This is a genomic window from Nonomuraea sp. NPDC005692, from assembly GCF_040631115.1.
Taxonomy (GTDB): domain Bacteria; phylum Actinomycetota; class Actinomycetes; order Streptosporangiales; family Streptosporangiaceae; genus Nonomuraea.
In genome coordinates, this window is record NZ_JBEXYU010000031.1 from 55,277 (window position 1) to 79,228 (window position 23,952).

Here is a 23,952-nt window from a genome sequence, read left to right on the forward strand (position 1 = left end):
ATCTTCCGCTGTGGTCTCGCTCCTCGATCGTGGGTCGCCCGGGTCTGGCCGCCCGGGTCAGGCGGGTTCGGGGAGCGCGGTGTCGCGTTGCCCGAACGACTCCGACATCGCCCGGAACGTCGGGCAGGGCCAGCGCCACATGCAGCTCCGGCACCGCAGGATCGGGTTGGCGGTGTCGCTCGTGATGCCACCCGCGTCGCGCGGCTGGTGCAGGTCGAGCAGCCGCAGCCCGAGCTCGGCGAACCTGAGCAGGTCGGCGCGGGAGCCGGCCAGGAAGTCGAGGTCTTCGCTCGCCAGCCTGGTGCGGATCGGGACGTAGCCCTCGTGGTTCAGCAGACCGCGCAGGCGCGCTGCTTCGTCATGCCATGACGTGGCCTTTTCTGTGCGGATGAGGATGGTCTCCAGACGTTCCCGGAGCCCCTGACGCTGAGGATCTTCAGGTTTCTCTGCATTCATCGATACGAGGCCCATGGGGCGGGCCACAGCCCCTCCTTCTCCGTGAAGCGCTGCCGGTTCCGGTGTCACGCTGTCAAGCTTCGCGTACTCTCCGTTTTGATGGAGCCCAAACGGAGGACAAAAACCTGTCGTTCCCCTCTCGGCGTGACAACGTGACCGGAAGCCTCCGCGCCGCTAGCCTGCCCATGTGGAGCTCAAGGTCTCGACTCGATCACATGCCGGGTGCGCACTCGTTGCCATCACCGGAGAAATCGACCTCTATACGGCGCCTCACCTGCAGGCCGAGTTCACTCGGCTGCTGCAGGACGAGCCCAGCCGGGTGGTCATCGACATGTCCGCCGTGGATTTCTGCGACTCCACGGGGATGAACGTGCTGCTCTCGGCGCTCAAGCGCATGAAAGAGCGGGGAGGTGTGCTGGAGGTGGCCGCGCCGCGTCCGGCCGTCCGCAAGATCCTGCAGGTGACGGGGCTCGTCTCGGTGTTCACCGTGCATGACGAGCTGCCGCAGGAGTGCCTCATCACCGAGGGATCATGACGCAGGCTGACACGGCTGTCGTCATTCCCGCGGTGAACGAGGGCGATCGCATCGTCGCCACCGTCGCCGCGGCGTCCCGCCTGCCGGGTGTCGATCTCGTCGTGGTCGTCGACGACGGCTCGACGGACCGCACCGGCAAGGTGGCGCGGGCGGCGGGCGCGCGGGTGGTCCGCCACAGCCGCAACCGCGGCAAGGCCGCGGCCATGGAGACGGGCGCGGAGGCCGTACGCCTCCTCGACGAGGACCGTACCCCTCGCCACCTGCTCTTCCTCGACGCCGACCTGGGTGACACGGCGAGCGCCGCGGCGCCGCTGGTGGAGCCCGTGCGCGAGGGCAAGGCCGACATGACGATCGCGCTGTTCGGCACGCGGGTGAAGCTCGGAGGCCATGGGTTAGTCGTGCGCGTGTCCAAAGACGGCATCCGCCGCGCCACCGGCTTCGAGGCCGCCCAGCCGCTCAACGGCCAGCGTTGCCTGACCAGAGCCGCCTTCGAGGCCGCCCGGCCGCTGGCGCACGGGTTCGGCGTGGAGACGGCGCTCACGATCGACCTGCTGCGCAAGGGGTTCAGGGTCGTCGAGGTCGAGGTGGAGATGTCCCATCGGGCCACCGGCAACGACTGGCGGGCCCAGTTGCACCGCGCTCGGCAGCTGAGGGACGTGGCGCTGGCTCTGGCGAGCCGGGAGCCGGTGGTCGTCGAAAATCTTGGCAAACTCCGTCCTAAGCGGTGATTCAGGGCTCCGGGTTATCCACAGGCGTGGATGATCTGGGGCTGGGGCCGTGACGAGTGTGCTGGAATTTGCGGGTGACTTCGGAGAGACGCCGCAAACAGGCACAAGCCCCACCTTTCTGGGTGGCATCGCTGCGGCTTCCGTGGTCTGCCGCCGACCGGCGCCGGTTCTCGGCGGGCGGCGGCGGGGTCGTCGCGTGGGGTGGGCGGCCGGTGTTCGCCCGGGCCTCCGCGGCCGGTGGGCGGGCGGCGGCGCCTCGACCGGGGCGGCTGGTCGACGCCGTTCGAGCGCGGCTCGCGGTTCCCGGGCTGGTGATGATCGCGGTCTCGGTGCTCCTGACGATCACGATCGGGTTGCTCGGGCCTTCTCCCATGGTTCCCGCGCTGGGCGGGCCGGGGTGGCAGCCGCCGTACTGGCTGGATGCCCGTCCTGATCCTTATGCGGTGCTCGTCCTGGCCGCCGCGGCCCTGGTCATCGGCGGGGTCGGGCTGCTGGCGGCGCTGGCCGCCGGGCCGCGTCCCGGGCTGCGTGCCCGGCCCCTGGTGCTGCTCGGCTGTCTCGCCGCGGGGGTGCTCGCGTTCCTGCCTCCCTCGGGCTCCGGCGACCATCTCAACTACGCCGTGTACGGCCGGATGGTCACGCTAGGGCTGAGCCCCTACACGCACGGCGCCGACGACCTGCCGGGCGATCCCATCGCCGACGCGGTCGAGCGGCCGTGGCGCGAGGAACCCAGCGTCTACGGGCCCGTCGCCACCGCTCTCCAGGCGCTGGCGAGCTGGATCGGCGGCGACTCGCTCCGGTTGACCATCTTCGTGCTGGCGGTGTTCAACGCCGCCGCCTTCGTCGTCACGGCCCTGCTGATCGACCGCTTCACCAGGGACGACCCCGCCCGGCGGCTGCGGGCCGCGCTGTTGTGGGCGGCCAATCCGCTCCTGCACTACCACCTGGTCGCGGGCATGCACGCCGACACCCTCGCCATCGCCTGCATGGTGGCCGCGCTGCTGGCCAGGGCACGTCCGGTCGCGTCGGGGGTGCTGCTCGGGCTCGGGGTGGCGACGAAGCTCAACGCGGGGCTGGTGGCGCTGGGGCCCGCGTGGGAGCTGCGCCGCCGTCCGGGGCGGCTCGCCGTCATGGCGGCCGGCGCGCTGGCCGTGGTGGTCGTCGGCTACGCGGTCGTCGGGCCGGAGGCGATCGCGCCGGTGACGACCACCAGCAAGGCGATCTCGCACGCCTCGTTCTGGAAGCTGGTGCAGGGGTGGCTCTGGGCCCTCGTGGGCACGGGGCGCGCTTACCGGGGTGAGATCCAGGTGGGCGCGCTGGTGGTGCTCGTGCTCGTCGCCTGGGCGTTGCTCCGGCTGGCGTCCCGGCGGTCCGCCGCCCGTCAGGGGCCGGGGGCCTCTGGTGGGCTGGAGGCGCCGGTCGTGGCGGCGGCGCTCGTCGTGGCCTACCTGTTCGCCACGCCGTACATCCTGCCCTGGTACGACGGGCTGGCGTTCGGCATGCTCGCCCTGGTGGGCGCCTCGGCCGTCGACGGGTTCATGGTCGCCCACCTGCTGGTACTGTCCCTGGCCTACCTGCCCGCCCGGGTCGACGGGCAGCCGCCGGGCGTCGAATGGCTCAGCGGCGTCCTCAGGCCTCAGATCGCGTGGGCGCTGCTGGCGCTGACCGTCCTGCTGGTGGTGTGGGCGTGGCGAGCTGGAGGGCCCGTACGCAGGCCGCGAGCGTCAGCGGCACCGCCACCGTGAGCGCCATGGCCGGGATGGCGATGCCCGAGTCGTTCATCAGGAAGCCGACGAAGGCGCAGGTGAGCGTCCCGAGCAGGCCGGCCCTGAGCGGCGGGGCCAGCGTGTACGCCTGACCCAGCGCCGAGGCGCCCCACCGCGAGGGGCGGGCCAGCACCAGGAACAGGAACGCCAGCGCGACCAGCGAGAGCAGGGTCAGCGGCCAGTTGCCCACGGTCACACCGATCATGGCCCCGAACTTGCGTCCGACGACCGTCCACGCCTGGCCGTCGATGATCTGCTGCACGAACGCGCCGAGGTGCGTGCGCCTGTCGGCCGGGCGCATCCAGTCGAAGACCGAGATGGCGGCGATCAGCGCGGCCGCGCCCACCCCCACGAGCAGGAGCTTCACCACCGACACCCGCCTGCCGGACAGCAGGATGAGGAAGACCGCCACCCCGATCACGAACGCCGGGACACCGCCGAAGTCCGCGCCCCACGAGGGCGAACCGTCCGCGAAGACGGCGAAGGCGCCGTACAGGCCGCACAGCGCCACGACCACCGTCCTGGAGACGCCCCTGCCGAGCAGCCAATGTGCCACCCCGGCCAGGCCGAGAACCGTGCCGGTGGCGTAGACGGCGAAGGCGATGTTGCTGAAGCCGTAGAAACGTCCTCCGGTGACGGGTTCGTAGCCGGTCACGGCGTTCACCTGGAGGGCCGAGCCGGTCATCACGTCGATGAGGAGGGCGAGCGAGGTGACGGCCGCGACCACGGTGAGCGGGCCGAGCACGTGCGCGCGCCACGGGCCGGCGAACGCGAGGGCGGTGACCAGGGCGGCGATGGCCAGGATCGTCACGATCACCGAGACCATCGGCATCGGCAGGCTCCACCACGGCACGAGCTGGGCCAGGAACGTGGAGACGGCGATGGCGCCGCTGACGGTCGCCACCACCTGGATGGCGGCCAGCAGCTTCGAGGCGTCGGCCGGGTCGCCGCCCGCAGCCGGGGTGGGGCGGTCGTTCGCCTCGGGGGCGCCCTTCACGGCGGCGGCCGCAGCGGGCGTGTGCTCGTCGGCGGCCGATGAGCCGGCGTCGGCGGGCGCGGGTGGGGTCTGCCGGACGCGGGAGGAGCGGCGGCGGCGGAGCGCCAGGGCGGCCAGGGCGTAGAAGAGGAGCTGCACGCTGACGAGGACGGTGAAGAAGGGCCCGCGTACGTCCCGGAGCACCTGGCTGGCCAGGTCGCCGTCGGCCAGTCGCGTCACCGTGGCGGCGGCCGGTGCGGGGGCGTTGCCGTCGGGCTGCCAGGCGCGGCCGACCACGTCGCGGGGGGCGGTCAGGCCCAGGAGCTGGATGGCGGTGGCGGTGAGGTCGGTGATGGTGACCAGGCCGTCCTGGCGGGTGGAGGAGGCGGTGAGGTGGCCCCCCTGCGGGTACGGCTGCCCGCTCGGGGACGGTCCCGTGGCGAGGGCCGCGTGGAGGTGGGCGTTCGGGCTGATGTCGGAGATGCCGGCGAGTAGGACGGTGGTGTTCGGGGGCACCTTGCCCATCAGGGCGGCGACCTGCTGATCCGCCCTGGTTGCGGCGGCTTGGCGTTCGGCGGCCGGGAGGGAGGCCGGGATCGCGTGATCGTCGAGGGGGCCGCGAGCCCAGGCGGTGGCGAGGTCGGCGGCTTCGAAGACGATGAGGTTGTAGGGGGTCAGGTCGTTCAGGCCGTCGAGGCTGGGGGCGTATTTGTTGATTTTTCCGGTCTTGTCGGCGGCGGCGAGGGCGGCGCCGGGGCCGATCGCCGCCACCTTGCCCCCGCCGTCTGCCACCAACTGGCCGAGCGTGCCGAGCTGGGCCGCGTAGCCGGTGTCGGCCTGGAAGGCCACCAGCTCCCGCCACCCGGGGACGGTGGCGCCTTCCCCGGCGGGCTGAGGAGGCGCCGGGGCGGGGCAGCCCTGTCCGGGGGCGCCGGCGCGCTGGCCCGCGGAGACGGTCAGCCAGCCCGCCATGGGGCAGGTGACGCCACGGTCCTTGGGCGGGACGGCGCGGGTGGACAGTGACGCCGAGCTGCCCTGGGCGGCGAGCTTCCACAGGGTGGGCGTGCCCGCCTCACTGAAGTCACTCCACTGCAGACCGGGAACGCCCACCACGACGACCCGCCGCCCCGCCGGCCCACCTTGCCCCACGACGCCGCTGCCCGCCGCCGCCACGGCACTCCCCTGCACGGCCTCGGCACCGCCCTGAACGGTCGCTGTTGCGCTGCCGGCCTGGGAAGCGGCGGCGGCTGTGGCGGGGAGGAGGAGGGCGGGGAGGAGGAGGGCGGCGAGCAGGAGGCCGAGGAGCACCGTGATGAGATGGCGGCGCGCCCGAGGCGCTGCTGTCCGGAGCTGCTGCGGGGGCATCGCGAGGTGCTGCAGGGGCTTCGGGTGCTTCAGGGGTGTGGTGGCTGCGAGGTGCTGCAGCAGCCTGTAGGGCTGGAGGCGCTGTAGGGGCGTGAAAGTCCGGGACCGGGCAGGGGGGTGCGCTGTCGTTCCGGTGGCGCTTTGGCGCACTGGGCGGGAGCCGGTTCCGGGGGGGAGGGCGCCTGGGGTCGTGGGGCGTACGCGACGCGCTTGGTGCTCGCCCCCGAGCGTGGCGTAAGGCATGTACGGAACCCCCAGTGTCTGCGCCCTCGATCAACAGCCACGGTAACGTGCCACATCGTGACAAGAGGCGAGGTGCGAGTGATCCGGCGGCAGTGGTGGGCGTGGGTGGTGGTGGCGCTCGTCGTCGCGGCGGCGGCCGCGCCTCTTGTGCACACGTGGCTGACCAACCCGGACGACCAACGGCTCGTCGACCTCGACGTCTACCGTACCGGCGGGCAGATGCTGCTCGACGGCCGTCCGGTGTACGACTTCTTCACCCCGGCGCCCCAGCTGCTGCCGTTCACCTATCCGCCCATCGCGGCGATGCTGGCCGTGGCGCTGGCCGAGATGTCCTGGGGCACCGCCCAATGGGTGTGGACGGCCGGCATCTTCGCGGCGCTGGCGGTCACCGTCTGGTTCGCCTTCCGTCAGGCGCTGCGGGCCTACGTGCCGTGGGTGTTCGGGCTGCTCATGGTGGCCTGCACGTACCTGATGCCGATCCGGGACCAGGTGCGGTTCGGGCAGGTGGACATCCTGCTGGTCGCCCTGTGCCTGGTGGACTGCCTGGCGCGGCGCCCCTGGCTGCCCCGGGGGTTCCTGGTCGGGCTGGCCACGGCCGTCAAGCTGACGCCCGGCGTCTTCCTGATCTACTTCCTGGTCACCAGGCAGTGGCGGACGTTCTTCATGGCGGCGTTCGTGGCGGCCGTGCTGACGGTGCTGCCGTTCGTGGTGATCCCGCAGGACGCGTCCGCCTTCTGGTTCTCGGCGCTGCTCGATCCGGAGCGGCTGGGGGCGAACACCGCCACGACGAACCAGTCGATCCGGGGCATGTTGCTGCGGCTGTACATGCCGGAGTCGCTGACGTTCGTGATCTGGGCCGTGATCGTGGCGGCCGTGGCCTGGTACGGGTTCCGGGCGGCGCGGGCGGCGTACCAGGCGAAGGACGAGCTGACGGCGGTGGCACTGACGTCGCTGATGGCGGTGCTGCTCTCGCCGGTCGCCTGGATCCACCATCTGGCCTGGGTGGTCGTGGTGCTCGGGGCGATCGTCGGCGACGGGCGCGATCCGGTCAGGCTGCGGGTGGCCGCGGGGGTCTGGCTGTTCTACGTGGTGCCCGTGCCCTGGTGGGGGGTCTCACTGATCGCCGCCGGGATCCCGGGGGTGAGCCTGGTGCTGGGGAAGATCGTGCAGGACGGGTTCGGGCTCGGGGCGCTGGTTCTGGTCTGGCTGCTGGCATCGTGGTTGCCCAAACGGCGGCAACTGGCTTGACCGAAGTATTACCCTCTGTGGCGTGCTCGTTACCGCTTGGGTAGTCGTGGGCCTCGTGGCCGGGGTGAGTGGCGTGTTCATCGGCTACATGGGCCTCAGGCAGGCCAGGGCCGCCGTCGACGACTGTCTGCGCAGGGTGGCCAGGCAGACGAGCGAGGGCGCCGGCGACCTCAAGGCGATCAGAGACGTGGCCGTGTGCCGCTACGACGCGCTCGCCGAGATGAGCGGCCGACTCTCGTTCTCGGTGGCCATGATCAACGGGCTGGGCGACGGCATCGTGCTGACCTCGATCAACGGCACCAGCGAGACGCGCACGTACGTGCGTCCGGTGGTGGGCGGAAAGGGGCAGCAGCCGCTGTCGCCGGAGGAGGAGCAGGCGGTGCGGGCGGCCCGGCTCGGGCTGGGGCCGTCGGTCCCGCCGCGGGTCCTCAAGGGCTCACACTGAGTGTCCGTACGAGTGCCGTACGCGGTCGACGAAAGGGCGGCGTGCTGCGACCACCTGCGGATACTCTGGATACATGCCCAGACTCGCCTATCTCGGCCCGGAAGGCACCTTCACCGAAGAGGCCCTGCGGCTCCTTGACCCCGCCGCCGAGCGCCTGCCCTGCGCCACGGTGAGCGCGGCGCTCAACGCCGCCCGTTCCGGTGACGCCGACGGCGCCGTCGTGCCGCTGGAGAACTCCATCGAGGGCGCGATCACCACGACGCTCGACGAGTTCGCCTGGGGCGAGCCGTTGATGATCACGGCCGAGCTGCTGCTGCCGGTCCAGTTCTCGCTGCTGGCCAGGCCCGACACAGAGATCGCGCACATCAAGCGGGTCTACACCCATCCCGCGGCCATCACGCAGTGCCGCGCCTACATCGCGCGAGAGCTGCCTGACGCCGTGGTGGTCGCCGCGCCTTCCACGGCGGCCGCGGCGCAGGAGGTCTCGCTGCCCGGCTCGCCGTACGACGCGGCCATCGCCGCGCGCATCGCCGGCGAGCACTACGGGCTGGTCGCGCTGGCCGGTGACATCGGCGACCGGTCCGACACGGTGACCAGGTTCGTCAAGGTGAGCCGTCCGGGGCCGCTGCCGGAGGCGACCGGGTCCGACCGCACCACGCTGGTCGTCTTCCTGGCCGACGACCATCCGGGCGCGCTGCTGGAGATGCTGACCGAGTTCTCCGTGCGCGGGGTCAACCTGACCCGCATCGAGTCCCGCCCGACGGGCGACGGCATCGGGCGCTATTTCTTCCACTTCGACTTCGAGGGGCACATCGCCGACGCGCGGGTGGGCGAGGCCGTCGCCGGGCTCCACCGCATCTGCGGCGAGGTGCGTTTCCTCGGCAGCTACCCCCGCGCCGACGGGGTCGCGCCGCAGATCAAGAGAGGCACGGCCGACACCCAGTTCGCCGAGGCCGCCGACTGGCTGGCCCGCGTCAGGTCCGGCCAGGTCTGACCGCCCCGGGGGCGTTCACGCGGGTCGTGGCGCCTTCGAAGGGCGTGCCGGGGAATCCGGGGGCGGGGTGGGGGCGGGCGCCGGTAGCCTTTCCTTGTGATTGACCTGCGTACCCTTCGTGAGGATCCCGACCGGCTACGGGCGTCGCAGCGTGCCCGCGGTGAGGACGACTCCGTCGTCGCAACGCTGCTCGACCTCGACGAGCGCCACCGATCCGCGCTGACCTCGTTCGAGTCGATGCGCGCTGAGCAAAAGAGCATGGGCAAGTCGGTCTCCAAGGCGCAGGGCGAGGAGAAGGCCGCGCTGCTCCAGCGGGCCAAAGACCTCGCGAGCCAGGTCAAGGCCGCCGAGGCCGAGGCGGAGAAGCTGGCCGCCGAGCTCGACCAGCTCATGCAGACGGTGCCGAACATCGTCGAGGAAGGCGCCCCTCCGGGCGGCGAGGACGACTATGTCGTCCTGGAGACGTTCGGGGAGCCGCGCCAGTTCGACTTCGAGCCCAAGGACCACCTGGAGCTGGGCGAGGCGCTCGGCGCGATCGACATGGAGCGCGGCGCCAAGGTGTCCGGCTCGCGGTTCTTCTTCCTCAAGGGCGTCGGCGCACGCCTGCAGCTCGGCCTGCTCAACATGGCGATGCAGCAGGCGATCGAGGCCGGGTTCACGCCGATGATCACTCCGGTGCTGGTCAAGCCGGAGACCATGCAGGGCACCGGCTTCCACGTGGCCCACGACAAGGAGATCTACCGCCTGCCTGAGGACGACCTCTACCTCGTCGGCACCTCCGAGGTGGCGCTGGCCGGCTACCACGCCAACGAGATCGTGAGCGGCGACGAGCTGCCGCTGCGCTACGCGGGCTGGTCGTCGTGCTTCCGCCGCGAGGCGGGCTCGTACGGCAAGGACACCCGGGGCATCATCAGGGTCCACCAGTTCGACAAGGTGGAGATGTTCTCCTACGTCCGTCCCGAGGAGGCGCACGAGGAGCACCAGCGGCTGCTGGCCTGGGAGAAGGAGATGCTGGCCAAGATCGAGGTCCCCTACCGGATCATCGACACGGCGGCGGGCGACCTCGGCATGTCGGCGGCGCGCAAGTTCGACTGCGAGGCGTGGATCCCGACCCAGGGGCGCTACCGCGAGCTGACCTCGACCTCCAACTGCACCGAGTTCCAGTCGCGCAGGCTCGCCGTCCGTTATCGGGACAAAGACGGCAAGCCGCAGCATCTGGCCACGCTCAACGGCACGCTGGGCACCACCCGGTGGATCGTGGCGATCCTGGAGAACCACCAGCAGGCCGACGGCTCGGTGGTGGTTCCCAAGGCGCTGCGTCCCTACGTGGGGCTCGACGTGCTGGAGCCGTCCAAGTAGGAGTGGCGGCGGGCGTCGATCGCGATGACGGCGACGCCCGCGACCACGATCAGGCCGGTCAACAGGGCCGCGAGTGTGACGGCGGTCCCATGGGTCTCGGGCGTGCCGTGTGCCCAGCCCTGGAAGGGCAGGTAGACGGCCGCGTAGACCAGCGGCGCGGCCACCACGCCGGTCGCCGCGCTCACCGGCTGCGGCTTTCCGACACAGGCCAGTACGAAGCACACCAGCCCGGCTGCCAGCGCCACCGCCCAGCCGAACACGGCGGTGAGGTTGACGAACACCACCTCGCCGGCCTCGCTGTCCAGTGCGGCGAACACGGCCAGCGCCCCGATCATCCCTGAGATCGCGAACCCGGCCTGATACCTGCGCATCCTGGCGCCGACGCCGCCCAGCAGCATGCACACGGCCAGGAAGAGCGCGATGCTGCGCTCGGGGCTGAGGTCCACCTCGTCGGCCTGCACGGCGTCGAGGGTGTAGGACCAGCCGAGGCGGCGCCAGGCGCCTGACACGTCCCTGACCAGGATGCCGTCCACGCCGTTGGCGACGACCACGACGTGCCCGCCGGGCCTTGCCTGGACCGCCAGGTCGTAGGACATGAGCATGCTCTCGTCCGCGCCGTACTTCCTGGTCAGCCGGAGGCCCCCGTCGGGGGACGGGGGCCAGGAGGGGCGCCAGGTCAGGCCGCCGTCGTCCGACTGGTCCACGCCCAGGTGGTTCTGGCGGACGCGGTAGCAGCGGGTCGCCTGGCCGGGCACGCACTGGGCGCTGATGGACGTCCGGGCTGAAGTGGGGGCGGTTCCGTCGGTCCAGGTCGTCCCGCCGTCGTCGGAGAGGCGGGAGCGCTGTTCCGCGCCGGTCGTCCCAACAACGATCTTGCCCGACTCGGTCACGTCGACGGACAGGGCCGCCGACGGCGGGACGGACGCTGCCGTGGCGGTCACGGCCAGGACGGCCAGCGGCACGGTAACCATGATCCGCCGGCGCGGGGAGTCGGTGCCGGCGCTGCGTTGCCGTACCCACCAGGCCAGGGCGAGGGCGGGTAGGGCGATCAGGTCCGTGGGGTCGGCCAGGACGCGCGAGGGCCCGGCCACGAGGCTCCAGCCCTGGGAGGCGAGATCGGCCCCCGTCTCCGTGGTCTTCATGAACGTGAACAGCAGGCCGGTCAGGACGGTGGCCGCCAGGTCGGCGCGGCGTCCGAGGAGCAGTGCCATAAGGGCGGGGGTGACCACGAGTCCGGCCAGGTCACTGAGCTTGCCGGTGAGGAGGCCGGGCCAGAGCGGCTTGAAGAGGTGGTCGTTGAGCAGGAGCAGGATGACCCCGGTGATGGTCACGGGGTGACATAACCACGCGTACCTCATATACGGGTGGATGGCGGGAGACGGAGGGAAGTTGGGCCCCGCCCGAGGCCGTGACTGATTTGTGAAACTCCCCTTTGTCCACAGACCGTCATCCACCTGTGGACGAGCATCGGCGGACGCTTCAGGCGGCCCCTGACGCGCGAGTACATGTCCGGACATGGGGAGGGCCGAACGATGCCTGTCGGAGCCGCCACGGCCTCTTCAGGCTCTGTCGAGGGCCGAGTGAAGGTTCCGGGGCGAGAAGCAAAAAGACCGGAGTCCGCTGGAATGCGGACCCCGGCCTTACTTGCGAACTACAGGTCAGATAGCACGGACCTGGGAGGCCTGCGGCCCCTTCTGTCCCTGCGTGATCTCGAACTCGACCCGCTGGCCGTCTTCAAGGCTGCGGTAGCCGTTGCCGACGATCTCGGAGAAGTGCACGAACACGTCCGGCGCACCGCCGTCCGGGGCGATGAAGCCGAAGCCCTTCTCAGCGTTGAACCACTTGACGGTTCCCTGAGCCATAAAAGCTCTCCCTCAGGATGTGAATCTATGGGACCCACACCTCGTGGATCCCGGTGTGTCGTACAGCAAGCACCCGGGGTGGCTCAGACAAAGTCATGCTGGTTTTCACTACGGGATCAGCTAATACAACGCCATCACATCTAACACCATTCTGGCGCGTTGGTGTTCCCGTCCCTACGAAGATTTCTGTCAGGCGGCATCACCGGGCAAACTGGAACCTGTTATGCGAAGCCTTGCACCGCCGCGCCTAGTGGCCACCGACCTCGACGGCACCGCCCTGCGCGCCGACGGAACCGTGTCTCCCCGGACGGCTGCGGCCTTCGCGAAAGTCGAGGAATCCGGGGCCGCACTCGTCTTCGTGACCGGACGGCCGCCCAGGTGGATGAGGGAGGTCGCGGGCGCCGTACGGCACCGTGGCCTGGCCGTATGCGCCAACGGCGCACTGATCTACGATCTCCATACCGAACGGATAGTGGAATCTCACCTCATCGACGTCCACGTGCTCGGGGAAGTCGTCGCTCAGCTACGAGCGAACGTGTCCGGTCTCGCATTTTCGGTCGAGTATGAAGGTGGTTTTGCGCATGAGTCCGATTTCCGGCTCGGCGGTCTCGATCGCAAGGGTGTCGGAGTTGTCCGGATTGACCGTGACGCGCTGACCGCCCAGCCCTGCGCCAAGTTGCTCGCCCTCCATCCCGACATGGGCGCCGACGAGCTGCACGCGACCGTGCACGACCTGGTGGGGCACCTGGTGACCGCGACCCACTCCAGCCACGGCGGCCTGGTCGAGATGAGCGCCCAGGGCGTGACGAAGGCCACGGCCCTGGCCACGCTCGCCGGGCGGCACGAGATCAAGCCGGCCGAGGTGGTCGCCTTCGGCGACATGCCGAACGACCTGCCCATGCTGAGCTGGGCAGGCACGTCGTACGCCGTCGCGAACGCCCACCCCGACGTGCTGGCCGCGGTCGATCACGTGACCGCGTCCAACGACGAGGACGGCGTCGCTCAGGTGCTGGAGCGGCTCTACAGGTAGGGGCCCGACCCGCTCGGCGGCCGGTGGCCCTCGTCACCCTGCGGCACGCCGGGCAGCGCCCTGCGCATCTGCTCCAACTGGGCCCTCGCCGCCATCTGCTGGGCGAACAGGGTGGTCTGGATACCGTGGAACAAACCCTCCAACCAGCCCACGAGCTGGGCGTGCGCGATGCGCAGCTCGGCCTCGCTGGGGGGCGTGCCGTTGTCGTCGGTGAACGGGAGCGACAGCCGTTCCAGCTCGTCGACCAGCTCCGGCGCCAAACCGTCCTCGAGCTCCTTGATGGAGGACTCGTGGATCTCCTTCAAGCGCTTGCGGCTGGCCTCGTCGAGGGGGGCGGCGCGCACCTCCTCCAGAAGCTGCCTGATCATGCTGCCGATGCGCATCACCTTGGCGGGCTGCTCGACCAGGTTGGTGACCGAGCGCTCTTCATCACCGCTATCGCCCTGACCTTGGAAGTCGGGGCCCACCACCACGATGTGAGGGGTGTTGTTGTCCTCAGCATTCATAACACTCACCGTACTAGCAGGATCTTGCCGACGTGCTCTCCCGAATCCAACATTCGGTGTGCATCGGCTGCCTCTGCCATGGGTACCCTCGCGAACACCACGGGACGTACGGCCCCCGCCTCGACCAGCGGCCAGACGTTGTCCACGACGCTCCGGACGATGACGCCCTTCTCGTCGACCGGACGGGCGCGCAACGTTGTGCCGTGGACGGAGGCCCGCTTGGTCAGCAGCGCGCCGAGGTCGAGCTCGGCCCTTCCGCCGCCCTGGAGGCCGATGATCACCAGCCGGCCGCCGCTGCGCAGCGCCCGTACGTTGGCCGCCAGGTATTTGGCGCCCATGATGTCGAGGATGACGTCGGCCTCCACCCGGTCGGCGAAGTCCTCCTCGCGGTAGTTGACGACCTCGTCCGCGCCCAGCTTCCTGACCTGCTCGGCCTTCGCCTCGGACCCGACCGTGGCCGCCACCCGCGAGCCGAGCGCCTTGGCGAGCTGCACCGCGAACGTGCCGATGCCGCTGGCCCCGCCGTGCACCAGCAGGGTCTCGCCGCGCCGCAGCCGGCCGACCATGAACACGTTCGACCAGACCGTGCACGCCACCTCGGGCAGCCCCGCCGCCTCCGCCAGCGGCACGCCCTGCGGCGCCGGCAGGACCTGCTGCCAGGGCACCGCCACGCGCTCGGCGTAACCGCCGCCGGCGAGCAGCGCGCACACCTCGTCGCCGGCCTTGAACTGCTCGACGTCCGCACCCACCGCGGCCACCACGCCCGACACCTCCAGCCCGGGGTACAGCGGCGCGCCGGGAGGCGGGTCGTAGAAGCCCATCCGCTGGTGGACGTCGGCGCGGTTGACCGCCGAGGCCACCACGTCGATGAGCACGGCGCCGCGTCCGACGGCCGGATCGGGCACCTCGCGCCATTCCAGGACCTCGGGTCCACCCGGCTCGGTGATCTCAATGGCTCGCATGCGATCCACGGTAGCCGGGCAAAGAAGTTGTGGGTTGCCGGGCTGCGCGGGAAGGCGTGGCGTTAACCTGCAAAGTATTTGCTGCCCCTTTAGACCCACCCGAGGGGGAACACGGTGGCAAGACACGATCGAGAAGAATCTCTCGAGGAACAGCTGGCCTGGCTGGACGCGATCAAGGAGACGGAGGAGACGCCGGTCTCCGTCGGAGCCTCGTCCGCGTCGGCGGACGAGCCGGTCGCTTCGCCGTACCCCAAGGACCCTTGGCTGCTCGTGCCGACCCCGCACGACACGCCGACGCCGCCGCTGTTCCGCGCCGCCGTCGACTCCGTGTACGGCCACGCGGCGGCCGAGGACCTGCCCGAGGCCGAGAGCGAGGCGGGGGAGTGGCTGGACAGGGCCGCCACGCAGGACAGCGGCAGGGGGCAGGAGAGCGCGGCGAGCGAGCCGGCCGCGCCGCCGGTGAGCCTCGGCCGGTCCGAGGACCCCTTCCTGGCGCCGCTCAAGCCGTTGCCGCGGCCTGACGACACCGACAGCTACTCCTTGACGTTCACGCCGCCCGAGCGGGCGGAGAGCGGGGAGAAGGGCGCCGAGCAGGGCATTGAGCAGGGCCGGGAGCCGAGCCAGGAGCCGAGCCAGGAGCAGGGCGAGGAGCAGGTCCGGGAGCAGAACCGGCAGCAGGGCGAGGAGCAGGCGCGCGAGAGCGAGGAGCCGGGCTGGCCGTCGCTCGGCGATTGGTCGCGGCCCGCCGAGCAGTCGAACGAGACGCAGCCGATGATCACCGAGCTGCCCGAGGCGTTCGGCCTGCCGGCCCGCACCGAGCCGTCCAGTGCGTTCGACGTGCCGGCCCGTACCGAGCCGCCCAGGGCGTTCGACGAGCCCGTCCCGGTCGAGCCCGCCGAGCCCGCCGCCGCCGAGCCGCCGCGCGGGTTCGAGGAGCCCGTCCGCGGAGAGGAGCCCGTACGCAGCGAGCCCGTACACAGCGAGCCCGTACACAGCGAGCCCGTACACAGGGAGCCCGTACGCAGCGAGCCCGTACGCAGGGAGGCGGTCGAGGAGGCGCCGGCCGACGAGCGGCCCCGCTGGGACGAGCGGCCGCAGTGGTCCGACACCTCCTTCCGCGAGGGCCGCCCCCAGCGGCCCGACTTCGCGCACGGCGAGCCCGCCCCCGCCCCCCAGGAGGCCGCGCGGGACGAGCGCCCGCAGTGGAACGAGCGCCAGGAGTGGCGGCCGGCCGAGCGGGAGATCCCGCCGCCGCACGAGCGCCGGCGGCGTCCGGCGCCCATCCCCGTCTTCACCGCGCCGCAGCGCCCGCCGCTCACCGGCCGGCCGACCGCCGACAGCCTCGACCCGGAGTCGCTGCTGCGCGGCAGGCGCAACGCGCCCGCGAAGGGCTGGCGGCGTCTGGTCTACAAGGCGTCCGGCGGCTGGATCAAGCCGGGCGAGGCGCCGGAGGTGCGCCGTCGCCGCGAGCTGGTGACCAGGGCACGCACCCCCGTGACCACCGGCCACCACCGGGTGGCCGTGCTGAGCCTGAAGGGCGGCGTGGGCAAGACCACGACCACGGTCGGGCTCGGCGCCACGCTCGCGCAGATGCGTGGCGACCGCGTCATCGCCGTGGACGCCAACCCCGACCGGGGCACGCTGTCCGACAAGCTGGTGCTGGAGACCTCCGCCACCGTGCGCGACCTGCTCAACGAGCGCGACCAGGTCAAGCGGTACGTGGACATCAGGGCGTTCACCTCGCAGGCGCCCTCGCGGCTGGAGGTGCTGGCCTCGGACCGCGACCCGTCGGTGTCGGAGGCGTTCAGCGGCGCCGACTACCAGGCCGTCTCCCAGGTGCTGGAGAACTTCTACTCCATCTGCATCACCGACTGCGGCACCGGCCTGCTCCACTCCGCCATGGGCGGCGTGCTCGGGCTCGCCGACCAGATCGTGCTGGTCAGCAGCCCTTCCGTGGACGGCGCCAGGGCCGCCTCGGCCACCCTCGACTGGCTGGAGGCCCACCACTACGCCGACCTGGTGAAGAACGCGACCGTGGTGCTGTGCAGCGTCCGGCCGCGGTCGAAGTCGGCGGTGGACATCAGAAAGCTGGAGGCCCATTTCGCGGCCAGGTGCCGCGCGGTGATCAGGGTGCCGTACGACCCGCACCTGGAGGAGGGCGCGGAGATCGACCTCGACCGGCTCCAGGAGGCGACCAGGGAGGCCTACCTGCAGCTCGCCGCCAGCGTGGGCGACGGGTTCGCGGGTGTGCGCGAGTGAGCGGAGGGTGTGGGATTCGAACCCACGAGGCCATCGCTGACCTGGCCGCTTTCAAGGCGGCTGCACTCGTCCACTATGCGAACCCTCCTGTGCGGACACCACGATAGCGGCTGTGGTGGCAGGGGTGTACGTTCAGGAGGTGGCGGATCTGGGCGTCGAGGTGGAGCGTGGTCATGGCGACACGACGGTGCGCCTTGCCGGAGACCTCGACAAGCTCACGGCGCCCCTGCTGAAGCAGCGGCTGGCCGAGCTGTCCGCCGAAGGGCTCGTGGACCTCGCGATCGACGCCCACCATCTCGACTTCTGCGACTCCAGCGGCCTGTGGGCGCTGGTGGAGCACCAGCGCGCGGTCGCCGGGCGCGGCGGCTCGTTACGCCTGTTCGGCGTGCACGGCGTGCTGCGCCGGGTGCTCGACGTGACCGGGTTGAAGGCCGTCTTCGACGACGTGCTGCCCGTTTAGACGTGCTGCCGGTTCAGTCGTGCTGCCGGTTCAGAGGCGGTCCCGGCCGAGTTGTGACAGGAGCCAGCGGGGGCCCTCGATCTCGGCGCCCAGTTCGGCGACCCGTTCCCTGAGCCCGCGGTCGGCCGTGACGACGAGCACGCGCTCCCACGGCTTGGCCTGGGCCACGACGTCGACGATCGCGTCATCGCCGCTGCCCGTGGCCGCGACGACCTGCAGCCCGGGGATCTCGGGGGTGCTTCGTGCCGCGCCCTCCACGACCGCGACCACCCGCGGGAACCACTGCGACAACACCGGGTGGAACAACCTGTGCTCCGCCACCTCGGTGAGCAGGCGGGTGGCCGCGCCCAGCCGGTCGTTCCACCAGCCGCGCTCGGCCCGCGCGCCGATGATGTTGGCGACGTCGAGCACGATCGTCTCGGGACGGATGGCGGCCTGGACGTGGTCCCAGGTCGCGGCGAAGCCGGGATGCAGCCTGCGGCCGGCCACCTCGGGCAGCGGCAGCCAGCGCAGGTCGGTGCTCTCGCTGTTGGCGGGCTTGGCCGGCACCAGCTCGGCGGACTCGGCGATCACCGTCTCGAAGGTCCAGCCGCCGTGGTCGTCGAGGTAGACGCCCTGGACGCGGAACCCGTCGCCGCCGAGTGAGGCCTCCTCGTGGGCCTCGCGCAGCGCGCTGGCGACGGCGTCCTCGTGGCTGTCGCGGGCGCCGCCGAGCAGCCCCCAGGTGCCGCCGTGGTGGCTCCACAAGGAGCGTTCCTGCATGAGCACGTGGGGCACGCCGAGCGGGTCATGGTGGACGAGGAGCAGGCCCGACGCTCCGTGGATGCCCCAATGTCTGTGTCCGAGCCCGCATTCGGCCCAGCCGTCGCCGTCCTTAGCCGCCATGAGGGATTGTCTCAGCCTCCGCCCTTACTGAAATGTTGCAGGTCCTTGGCGCCCGCCCAGTAGCCGCCCCACTCCCAGCCGACGTCGGCGAAGGCCCTTACGACCTTGTCTCCAGGGTTTACCACACCTTTACCCTTCATTGGGCGGTTGGTGTACCTCTTGGCATTTTGGTGTGCGGTGCCACCGCTTGCAGTGACATATGGGTTCTCGCGCGGATTGATGTCAATCGCTTGGCCGTACGCGTGGTTCGACCAATTGCTGGACCCGGTCGCGCGACGGCAGTTGAATGCCGAGGTGTTGTCGGCCTCGATGGAGGCGAAGTCGTCGCCTTTGTAGACGTCGACCAGCTTCATCTGCCGGATGGGCCAGCGCCAGTCGTACAGCTTGCGGAAGACGGTCTCGATGTCGTCGGTGACCGTCTTGCGGACGACCAGCTCGCCGGTGTGCGGCTTGTCGTCGAAGCCCCAGAAGGACATGGTGACCAGCCGCAGGTCCTGGTAGGAGACCGGGCAACCGGGCCGCCACGAGTACGGCAGCCGGTCGCGCGACACCTTCGTGACCTTCGAGGTGAACGGCGGCGGGGCGGCCGGGCTCGGCTCGCTCGTGGGCGAGGTCGTGGGCGACGTCGTCCCGGACGCGGGCGCCGAAGGCGCGGGCGTGGCGCCGGACGAGGCGACGGGCTCCTGCCCTGCGCACGAAACGGACGTGAGCACCACGAACGCGATGGCGGCGGTACGTTTCATCTGGCCACCATATGCGACGTCATGCCAGGTCAGGGGACTATCAGCACGGTACGGCGAGCCCGTTTCGCCAGGCCGACGGCCACCGAGCCGCCCATGGCGTGCCAGGAGGAGCGCGACCTGCCGACCACGATGGCGTCGGCCCGGTAGGAGCCGGCGAGCGCCTCCAGCTCGCGGGCGGTGTCCCCGCGGACGCTGACGAACTGCCAGGGCACGCCCACGCCCCTCAGCTCGTCCCGGAGGTCGTCGGTGAGGTCGGCCGCGCTGTCCGGGATGATCGGGGAGCCGGCGAAGAACCACAACGTGGTGCTGTTGATCGGCTCCACGAACACGACGAGCAGCGCGGCGGCGTCCCGCCGGGCCAGGCCGGCCGCGTACGCGAGCGCGTTGCGGCTGGGGTCCGACCCGTCGAAGCCGACGACCAGCAGCCCGGCGCCGTCCTTGCCGATCTCGAACTGCCCCGCCGGGAGCCGGCCCTCCAGTGGCTCCCAGCCGGGGTCTGTGCTACCGCCGAACACGGCACGACTCGCGTCAGAGGTCCGCGTGCTTGCCGCGGCGGGCCAGCTCGCGCAGTGAGTCGGCGGCGTAGATCACCAGGGCGACGAACGAGACGGCGGCGAGCCCGCCGCCGACCCACAGGTCGTTGACGGTCGCGTCGGCGTACGCCGCGCCCCGGGGCTGGTAGCCGACCGCGAACGGCGCGGCGACCAGCCACAGTCCGGTCAGGAACAGCAGCACGAGGGCGGAAATGCCCAGCTTGGCCTTCATCGGGACTCCTCCAGACCCACCAGGGTGGTCTTGCCGTTCTGACGGTGCTCACCGCCGCGGCTCGGGTTGTGCATGTCCTCGCGCAACGCCTCCACGAGCGGGGCGAGCAGGCTCGCCAGCTCGGCGGAGGACGCCTGCGGCGCGGCGGGCACGGGCTCGGGCTCCGGCTCCACGCGCTGCTTGACGGTCACCAGCCCACGGATCACGAGCTCTTCGTAGATGGCCAGGACGAAGCCGATGACGCCCACGAGACCGAAGACGGTCACGCCCAGGCCCGAGAAGAACTCGGTGGTGGTGGGGTCGGTCCAGTCGGCGTTCTGGGGCTGCGTGCCGAGGGCGAAGGGGGCGATCATCAGCCACAGGCCGGCCATGACCGCCAGGGCCGCCGCTACGGCGCCCACGAACTTGCGAATCATTGTGAGACTCCTCCGGATACGAGGTGTTGCTGCGCCGGCGTGGCCTGCGCGATGAGGGCGCGCGAGGTGGGCCGAAGCACGTTCTGTGCGACTGCCCAGGCGCGTTCGCGCTCGGGGCGGCCGTCGGGCGGCGCCATCCTGGCGACCGCGGAGAGCAGCGCGGACGGCTGGCCGTTCGACCGCTCGACGCGCTGGGCGATGAGCTCCAGGAGCAGCCCGGCCAGGACGAGGTCGTCCTTGCCGAGGGGCTTGGGGCCGGCCGGCATCGTGGTGCCGCGCAGCGGCAGCTCCTTCAGGAAGAGCGCCGCGAGGAACCCGAGCAGGGCGATCGGCACGCCGACCAGGAACACCGTCTCCAGGGCCCGGGTGAAGGACTCCAGGATGATGCCCTTGATCGGCTCGGGAAGGTGCTGGATGGCGGCGGGGCTGCCCAGCTTCTGCCCGGTGCTGGGCAGGTGGAGGCGGGCCTGGGCCACGAGGTCGGCGAACTCGCTCGCCTGCCGGTTGGTCAGGATCGCGCCGAAGCCTGCGACGCCCATCGCGCCGCCGAGCGAGCGGAAGAACGACACGCCGGCCGTGGTCGAGGCCATGTCGCGCAGCTCGGAGCCGTTCTGGGCGGCCAGGATGAGCATCTGCATGGACAGGCCGAGCCCGATGCCCAGCACGCCCACGTCGAAGCCGATGAGCCATTCGCTGGAGTCGACGTGCAGCCGGGAGAGCAGGAACAGGCCGACGGCCACGATCACCAGGCCCACGACCGGGAAGATCTTCCACTTGCCGGTGTTCGTGACGATCTTGCCGGAGATCACGCCCGCCAGGAACAGCGCCACCACCATGGGCAGCGTCATCAGACCCGAGTTCGTCGGGCTCAGGCCCTTGACGATCTGCAGGTACTGCGGCAGGTAGATCATCGCGCCGAACATGGCCATGCCGACGAACAGCGAGGCCGCGCTGGTGAGCACGAACGTGCGGTTCCTGAACAGCCGCGGGGGCAGGATCGGGTTGCGGGCCGTACGCTCGGCCAGCACCGCCAGGGCCAGCATGAGCACGGCGAACGCGGCCAGGAAGTAGGTCCAGAACGAGTTCCACTCGAACTCGTTGCCGCCCAGCGTCAGCAGCAGCATCAGCGAGGCCGCGCTGGCGGTGATGGTCGTCGCGCCCCAGATGTCGATCGAGGTGTTCCGCTTGACCTTGGGCAGCCGCAGCACCTTCTGCACCACCGCGAACGCGACGATGGCGAACGGCACCACGACGTAGAAGCACCAGCGCCAGCCGAGCCAGTCGGTGTCCACGATGAACCCGCCGAGCAGCGGCCCCGCGACGGTGGAGATCCCGAAGACGGCCCCCATGTAGCCGGAGTACCGGCCGCGCTCACGCGGCGAGACGATGTCTCCCAGGATCACCTGCGCAAGTGCCGACAAACCACCCACGCCCAGGCCCTGTACGGCACGTGCCGCGATGAGCTGTCCCATGTTCTGGGACAGACCGGCCACCAGTGAAGCCGCCACGAACAGACCGAGAGCGGTCTGGAAGAGCAGTTTCCGCCCGAACAAATCGGACAGCTTGCCCCACAACGGTGTCGAGACCGTCATCGTCAGCATGGTGGCGCTGGCCACCCATGAGTACTGGTCCTGACCGCCGAGTTCCCCCACGATCGTCGGCAACGCGGTGCCCACCACGGAAGTGGAGATCATCGACGTCAGCATGGCGAGCATGAGCCCGGACATGACTTCGAGGATCTCGCGGTGGGTGTACTGCCTTCGGGCGGGGGGCGCGGCCTGTGCCTGGGCTACCAAGACACCACATCCCCTTCATACGCACTTGTCCAATGTTGAGTATACGCATGTTTACTAGCCGCGCGGCAAGTGACTTTATTCCTGAGTAGAGTTCGGGACATGGACGCCCCGACGACGGACGCCCGGCCCCGCGGGCGCGAGGCCACCCGGCAGCGCATCCTTGACGCGGCATGCGTGCTGTTCGGCGAGCACGGATACGAGCAGGTCACCGTCCGCATGATCGCCGCGGCCGCGGAGGCCAACATCGCCCTGGTCGGCCGCTATTTCGGCTCCAAGGCCGGGCTTTTCGGCGCGGTGCTCGAAGGCGAGCCCACGTTCGTCGCCCTGCTGGCCGGCGATCACGGGAGCCTGCCGCGGCGCCTGGCCGAATACGCGGCCGAGCGCATGCACCACGACCCCGAGAGCCCGGTCCTGCGCACCCTCGAACGTTCGGCCGCCCATCCGGAGATCCAGGACGTCGTGCGCGAGCGCCTGCGCACGTCCATCCTCGATCCGCTGGCCGCGCAGCTCGACGGTCCCGGCGTGCAGGCGCGGGCCAGGATGGCGACGGCGGTCTTCCTGGGCATCGGCGCGATGCGCCGCCGGCTGGGCCCGGAGCAGCCCACGGCGGCCGACGTCGACCGGTTGACCGCGGTGTTCGAAGCGTGCCTGGCGGAGTGAAACTTTCATCGCCCTGACCGGCCGTGGCCTGGGGAAAGCCGGTTCGCAACGGTCGGATGTCTTTCTGCGGCCGGGCGGGCTCCCTACGATCCGGAGAGAGCCGTGGAGCGCTCCCACTCCCACTCTACGGACGGAGTAACCTCATGTCTCGCAGCAGGCCCGCGCTCGCGGCGCTCCTCGCCGCCACCGCCATGGCCGCGGCGGGGGCGGTCGTCCTCGCCACGTCCACCGCCCAGGCCGCCGACTCCGCTTTCTACGTGGATCCCCAGACGAACGCCGCCAAATGGGTCGCCGCCAACCCGGGCGACAGCCGTACGCCGGTGATCAGGGACCGGATCGCCGCCGTGCCCCAGGGCAGGTGGTTCGCCAGCTACAACCCCGCGACCGTGCGGAGCCAGGTGGACTCCTACGTGGGGGCCGCCGCCGCGGCGGGCAAGATCCCGATCGTCGTCGTGTACGACATGCCCAACCGCGACTGCGGCGGCGCGAGCGCGGGCGGCGCGCCCGACCACGCGTCCTACCGGGCGTGGATCGACCAGATCGCGGCCGGTCTGGGCGGGCGGGCGGCGACCGTCGTCCTCGAACCGGACGCGCTGGCCATCATGACGAACTGCATGAACTCCGCGCAGCAGGCCGAGGTGAAGGCGTCCATGGCGTACGCGGGCAAGAAGTTCAAGGCGACGTCGTCGCAGGTCAAGGTGTACTTCGACATCGGCCATGACGCCTGGTTGTCGCCGTCGGAGGCCGCGTCCAGGCTCAACGGCGCCGACGTCGGGGGCAGCGCCGACGGCATCGCGCTCAACACCTCCAACTACCGCGCGACGCCGGGACTGGTGTCGTACGCCAAGAGCGTCATCGCGGCGACCGGCGTGTCCAGGTTGAAGGCGGTCATCGACACCAGCCGCAACGGCAACGGCCCGGCGGGCAGCGAGTGGTGCGACCCCGCCGGCCGGGCCACGGGCATCTGGAGCACCACGAACACGGGGGACGCGGCGATCGACGCCTACCTGTGGGTCAAGCCGCCGGGCGAGGCCGACGGCTGCATCGCGGCGGCCGGGCAGTTCGTGCCGCAGCGGGCGTACGACCTCGCCATGGCCGCACCCTCGCCCACCGCGAGCCCCACGGTGACCCCCACGGTGACCCCGACCGTCACCCCCACCGTGACGCCCACCGTCACCCCCACCACCGGCCCGGCCGGTTGCTCGGCCGCCTACAAGGTGACCAGCCAGTGGCAGGGCGGCTTCCAGGGCGAGGTCACCGTGAAGAACACCGGCTCGGCGCCGACCGCCGGCTGGAAGGTCCAGTGGACGTTCCCCGGCGGCCAGACGATCAGCCAGCTCTGGAACGGCAACCTGTCCGGCAACGCCACCGTGACGAACCTGAGCTGGAACGGCGCCCTGACCGGCGGCGCGACGACCACGTTCGGCTTCCTCGCCAGCGGTAACGCCGCGACCAGCACCCCGCCCGCCCTCACCTGCACCGCGTCCTGACGC

At 70.9% G+C, this 23,952-nt stretch carries 24 protein-coding genes and 1 tRNA gene; 12 read left to right on the forward strand and 13 right to left on the reverse strand.

All coding sequences use genetic code 11. The annotated features are described in order from the left end of the window. Positions 1-57 precede the first annotated feature (57 nt). Positions 58-456, reverse strand: a complete 399-nt coding sequence (locus ABZ459_RS41460; RefSeq protein WP_357982994.1) for a hypothetical protein — start codon at positions 454-456, stop codon at positions 58-60. Between the two features lie 187 nt (positions 457-643). Between ABZ459_RS41460 and ABZ459_RS41465 the strand changes: the two genes are divergently transcribed. The 3 genes from ABZ459_RS41465 (at position 644) to mptB (ending at position 3,464) form a co-directional block, all read left to right on the forward strand. Then, entirely contained in the window at positions 644-991 is a 348-nt protein-coding gene (locus tag ABZ459_RS41465; protein ID WP_357982997.1) for an STAS domain-containing protein, read from the forward strand. After that, on the forward strand, positions 988-1,719 hold the full coding sequence (locus ABZ459_RS41470) for a glycosyltransferase family 2 protein (RefSeq protein WP_357983000.1): 732 nt from the start codon (positions 988-990) through the stop codon (positions 1,717-1,719). Before ABZ459_RS41465 ends, ABZ459_RS41470 begins: the two co-directional genes overlap by 4 nt. Positions 1,720-1,841: 122 nt before the next feature. Further along, on the forward strand, positions 1,842-3,464 hold the full coding sequence (gene mptB / locus ABZ459_RS41475) for a polyprenol phosphomannose-dependent alpha 1,6 mannosyltransferase MptB (RefSeq protein ID WP_357983003.1): 1,623 nt from the start codon (positions 1,842-1,844) through the stop codon (positions 3,462-3,464). Here the strand turns inward: mptB and ABZ459_RS41480 are convergent. Next, entirely contained in the window at positions 3,349-5,769 is a 2,421-nt protein-coding gene (locus ABZ459_RS41480) for a hypothetical protein (RefSeq protein WP_357983006.1), read from the reverse strand. The two genes, mptB and ABZ459_RS41480, sit on opposite strands and share 116 nt — an antisense overlap. 357 nt (positions 5,770-6,126) lie before the next feature. Here ABZ459_RS41480 and ABZ459_RS41485 point away from each other — a divergent pair, with 357 nt between their 5' ends. From ABZ459_RS41485 to serS, 4 genes are all read left to right on the forward strand, one after another. After that, the gene (locus ABZ459_RS41485) at positions 6,127-7,317 is read left to right on the forward strand and encodes a glycosyltransferase 87 family protein (protein ID WP_357983009.1); all 1,191 of its coding nucleotides are present in this window, start codon (positions 6,127-6,129) and stop codon (positions 7,315-7,317) included. 22 nt (positions 7,318-7,339) lie between these two features. Continuing rightward, positions 7,340-7,762 (forward strand): DUF4446 family protein, encoded by a 423-nt coding sequence (locus ABZ459_RS41490; RefSeq protein ID WP_357983012.1) that lies wholly within the window; start codon positions 7,340-7,342, stop codon positions 7,760-7,762. A gap of 73 nt (positions 7,763-7,835) precedes the next feature. Next, positions 7,836-8,756 carry a prephenate dehydratase gene (pheA, locus tag ABZ459_RS41495; protein ID WP_357983015.1) on the forward strand — a complete coding sequence of 307 codons (921 nt, stop codon included), beginning with the start codon at positions 7,836-7,838 and terminating at the stop codon, positions 8,754-8,756. Positions 8,757-8,852: 96 nt separating this feature from the next. Further along, positions 8,853-10,115: a serine--tRNA ligase gene (gene serS / locus ABZ459_RS41500; protein ID WP_357983018.1), complete on the forward strand. Its 1,263-nt coding sequence runs from the start codon at positions 8,853-8,855 to the stop codon at positions 10,113-10,115. On the opposite strand, the gene ABZ459_RS41505 is transcribed toward serS, so the two are convergent. Beyond that, positions 10,079-11,446: a hypothetical protein gene (locus ABZ459_RS41505; RefSeq protein WP_357983021.1), complete on the reverse strand. Its 1,368-nt coding sequence runs from the start codon at positions 11,444-11,446 to the stop codon at positions 10,079-10,081. The two genes, serS and ABZ459_RS41505, sit on opposite strands and share 37 nt — an antisense overlap. Before the next feature lie 327 nt (positions 11,447-11,773). Further along, positions 11,774-11,977 (reverse strand): cold-shock protein, encoded by a 204-nt coding sequence (locus ABZ459_RS41510; RefSeq protein ID WP_043619750.1) that lies wholly within the window; start codon positions 11,975-11,977, stop codon positions 11,774-11,776. Between the two features lie 250 nt (positions 11,978-12,227). On the opposite strand from ABZ459_RS41510, the gene ABZ459_RS41515 reads away from it, so the two are divergent. Beyond that, positions 12,228-13,007: an HAD family hydrolase gene (locus ABZ459_RS41515; protein WP_357983024.1), complete on the forward strand. Its 780-nt coding sequence runs from the start codon at positions 12,228-12,230 to the stop codon at positions 13,005-13,007. On the opposite strand, the gene ABZ459_RS41520 is transcribed toward ABZ459_RS41515, so the two are convergent. Both ABZ459_RS41520 and ABZ459_RS41525 read right to left on the reverse strand, forming a co-directional pair. After that, positions 12,998-13,513 (reverse strand): bacterial proteasome activator family protein, encoded by a 516-nt coding sequence (locus ABZ459_RS41520; protein WP_125641062.1) that lies wholly within the window; start codon positions 13,511-13,513, stop codon positions 12,998-13,000. The two genes, ABZ459_RS41515 and ABZ459_RS41520, sit on opposite strands and share 10 nt — an antisense overlap. 5 nt (positions 13,514-13,518) lie before the next feature. Then, positions 13,519-14,475 (reverse strand): NAD(P)H-quinone oxidoreductase, encoded by a 957-nt coding sequence (locus tag ABZ459_RS41525; RefSeq protein WP_357983028.1) that lies wholly within the window; start codon positions 14,473-14,475, stop codon positions 13,519-13,521. Positions 14,476-14,589: 114 nt separating this feature from the next. Between ABZ459_RS41525 and ABZ459_RS41530 the strand changes: the two genes are divergently transcribed. Then, complete coding sequence (locus tag ABZ459_RS41530; RefSeq protein WP_357983031.1) at positions 14,590-16,734, forward strand: AAA family ATPase; 2,145 nt, start codon at positions 14,590-14,592, stop codon at positions 16,732-16,734. Position 16,735: 1 nt separating this feature from the next. Here ABZ459_RS41530 and ABZ459_RS41535 read toward each other — a convergent pair. Further along, a tRNA-Ser gene (locus tag ABZ459_RS41535) sits at positions 16,736-16,822 on the reverse strand. Positions 16,823-16,858: 36 nt separating this feature from the next. On the opposite strand from ABZ459_RS41535, the gene ABZ459_RS41540 reads away from it, so the two are divergent. Continuing rightward, complete coding sequence (locus ABZ459_RS41540) at positions 16,859-17,194, forward strand: STAS domain-containing protein (protein WP_357983034.1); 336 nt, start codon at positions 16,859-16,861, stop codon at positions 17,192-17,194. 30 nt (positions 17,195-17,224) lie between these two features. On the opposite strand, the gene ABZ459_RS41545 is transcribed toward ABZ459_RS41540, so the two are convergent. The 6 genes from ABZ459_RS41545 to ABZ459_RS41570 are packed head-to-tail and all read right to left on the reverse strand — an operon-like array spanning position 17,225 to position 21,730. Then, positions 17,225-18,079 carry an NUDIX domain-containing protein gene (locus tag ABZ459_RS41545; protein ID WP_357983037.1) on the reverse strand — a complete coding sequence of 285 codons (855 nt, stop codon included), beginning with the start codon at positions 18,077-18,079 and terminating at the stop codon, positions 17,225-17,227. Between the two features lie 11 nt (positions 18,080-18,090). Then, positions 18,091-18,822, reverse strand: a complete 732-nt coding sequence (locus tag ABZ459_RS41550) for a M15 family metallopeptidase (RefSeq protein ID WP_357983040.1) — start codon at positions 18,820-18,822, stop codon at positions 18,091-18,093. Between the two features lie 29 nt (positions 18,823-18,851). Beyond that, positions 18,852-19,337: a universal stress protein gene (locus ABZ459_RS41555; protein WP_357983043.1), complete on the reverse strand. Its 486-nt coding sequence runs from the start codon at positions 19,335-19,337 to the stop codon at positions 18,852-18,854. A gap of 13 nt (positions 19,338-19,350) precedes the next feature. Then, positions 19,351-19,587: a hypothetical protein gene (locus tag ABZ459_RS41560; RefSeq protein WP_357983046.1), complete on the reverse strand. Its 237-nt coding sequence runs from the start codon at positions 19,585-19,587 to the stop codon at positions 19,351-19,353. Further along, positions 19,584-20,003: a hypothetical protein gene (locus tag ABZ459_RS41565; RefSeq protein WP_357983049.1), complete on the reverse strand. Its 420-nt coding sequence runs from the start codon at positions 20,001-20,003 to the stop codon at positions 19,584-19,586. The genes ABZ459_RS41560 and ABZ459_RS41565 overlap by 4 nt, the downstream gene beginning before the upstream one ends. Continuing rightward, positions 20,000-21,730, reverse strand: coding sequence for an MDR family MFS transporter (locus ABZ459_RS41570; protein WP_357983052.1), 1,731 nt, complete (start codon positions 21,728-21,730; stop codon positions 20,000-20,002). Before ABZ459_RS41570 ends, ABZ459_RS41565 begins: the two co-directional genes overlap by 4 nt. A 168-nt stretch (positions 21,731-21,898) precedes the next feature. Here ABZ459_RS41570 and ABZ459_RS41575 point away from each other — a divergent pair, with 168 nt between their 5' ends. Together ABZ459_RS41575 and ABZ459_RS41580 are read left to right on the forward strand one after the other, a co-directional pair. Beyond that, positions 21,899-22,459 carry a TetR family transcriptional regulator gene (locus ABZ459_RS41575; protein ID WP_357983055.1) on the forward strand — a complete coding sequence of 187 codons (561 nt, stop codon included), beginning with the start codon at positions 21,899-21,901 and terminating at the stop codon, positions 22,457-22,459. Positions 22,460-22,602: 143 nt separating this feature from the next. Continuing rightward, on the forward strand, positions 22,603-23,949 hold the full coding sequence (locus tag ABZ459_RS41580) for a glycoside hydrolase family 6 protein (RefSeq protein ID WP_357983058.1): 1,347 nt from the start codon (positions 22,603-22,605) through the stop codon (positions 23,947-23,949). Positions 23,950-23,952 lie beyond the last annotated feature (3 nt).

Excerpts from the sequence above, each read along its gene's own strand:
- ABZ459_RS41575 (WP_357983055.1), top strand. The coding sequence starts at position 21,899 with ATGGACGCCCCGACGACGGACGCCCGGCCCCGCGGGCGCGAGGCCACC.
- ABZ459_RS41560 (WP_357983046.1), bottom strand. The coding sequence starts at position 19,587 with ATGAAGGCCAAGCTGGGCATTTCCGCCCTCGTGCTGCTGTTCCTGACC.
- ABZ459_RS41460 (WP_357982994.1), bottom strand. The coding sequence starts at position 456 with ATGAATGCAGAGAAACCTGAAGATCCTCAGCGTCAGGGGCTCCGGGAA.
- ABZ459_RS41565 (WP_357983049.1), bottom strand. The coding sequence starts at position 20,003 with ATGATTCGCAAGTTCGTGGGCGCCGTAGCGGCGGCCCTGGCGGTCATG.
- ABZ459_RS41520 (WP_125641062.1), bottom strand. The coding sequence starts at position 13,513 with ATGAATGCTGAGGACAACAACACCCCTCACATCGTGGTGGTGGGCCCC.
- ABZ459_RS41510 (WP_043619750.1), bottom strand. The coding sequence starts at position 11,977 with ATGGCTCAGGGAACCGTCAAGTGGTTCAACGCTGAGAAGGGCTTCGGC.
- pheA (WP_357983015.1), top strand. The coding sequence starts at position 7,836 with ATGCCCAGACTCGCCTATCTCGGCCCGGAAGGCACCTTCACCGAAGAG.
- ABZ459_RS41525 (WP_357983028.1), bottom strand. The coding sequence starts at position 14,475 with ATGCGAGCCATTGAGATCACCGAGCCGGGTGGACCCGAGGTCCTGGAA.
- ABZ459_RS41570 (WP_357983052.1), bottom strand. The coding sequence starts at position 21,730 with ATGTCCGGGCTCATGCTCGCCATGCTGACGTCGATGATCTCCACTTCC.
- ABZ459_RS41580 (WP_357983058.1), top strand. The coding sequence starts at position 22,603 with ATGTCTCGCAGCAGGCCCGCGCTCGCGGCGCTCCTCGCCGCCACCGCC.
- ABZ459_RS41550 (WP_357983040.1), bottom strand. The coding sequence starts at position 18,822 with ATGAAACGTACCGCCGCCATCGCGTTCGTGGTGCTCACGTCCGTTTCG.
- ABZ459_RS41545 (WP_357983037.1), bottom strand. The coding sequence starts at position 18,079 with ATGGCGGCTAAGGACGGCGACGGCTGGGCCGAATGCGGGCTCGGACAC.
- ABZ459_RS41470 (WP_357983000.1), top strand. The coding sequence starts at position 988 with ATGACGCAGGCTGACACGGCTGTCGTCATTCCCGCGGTGAACGAGGGC.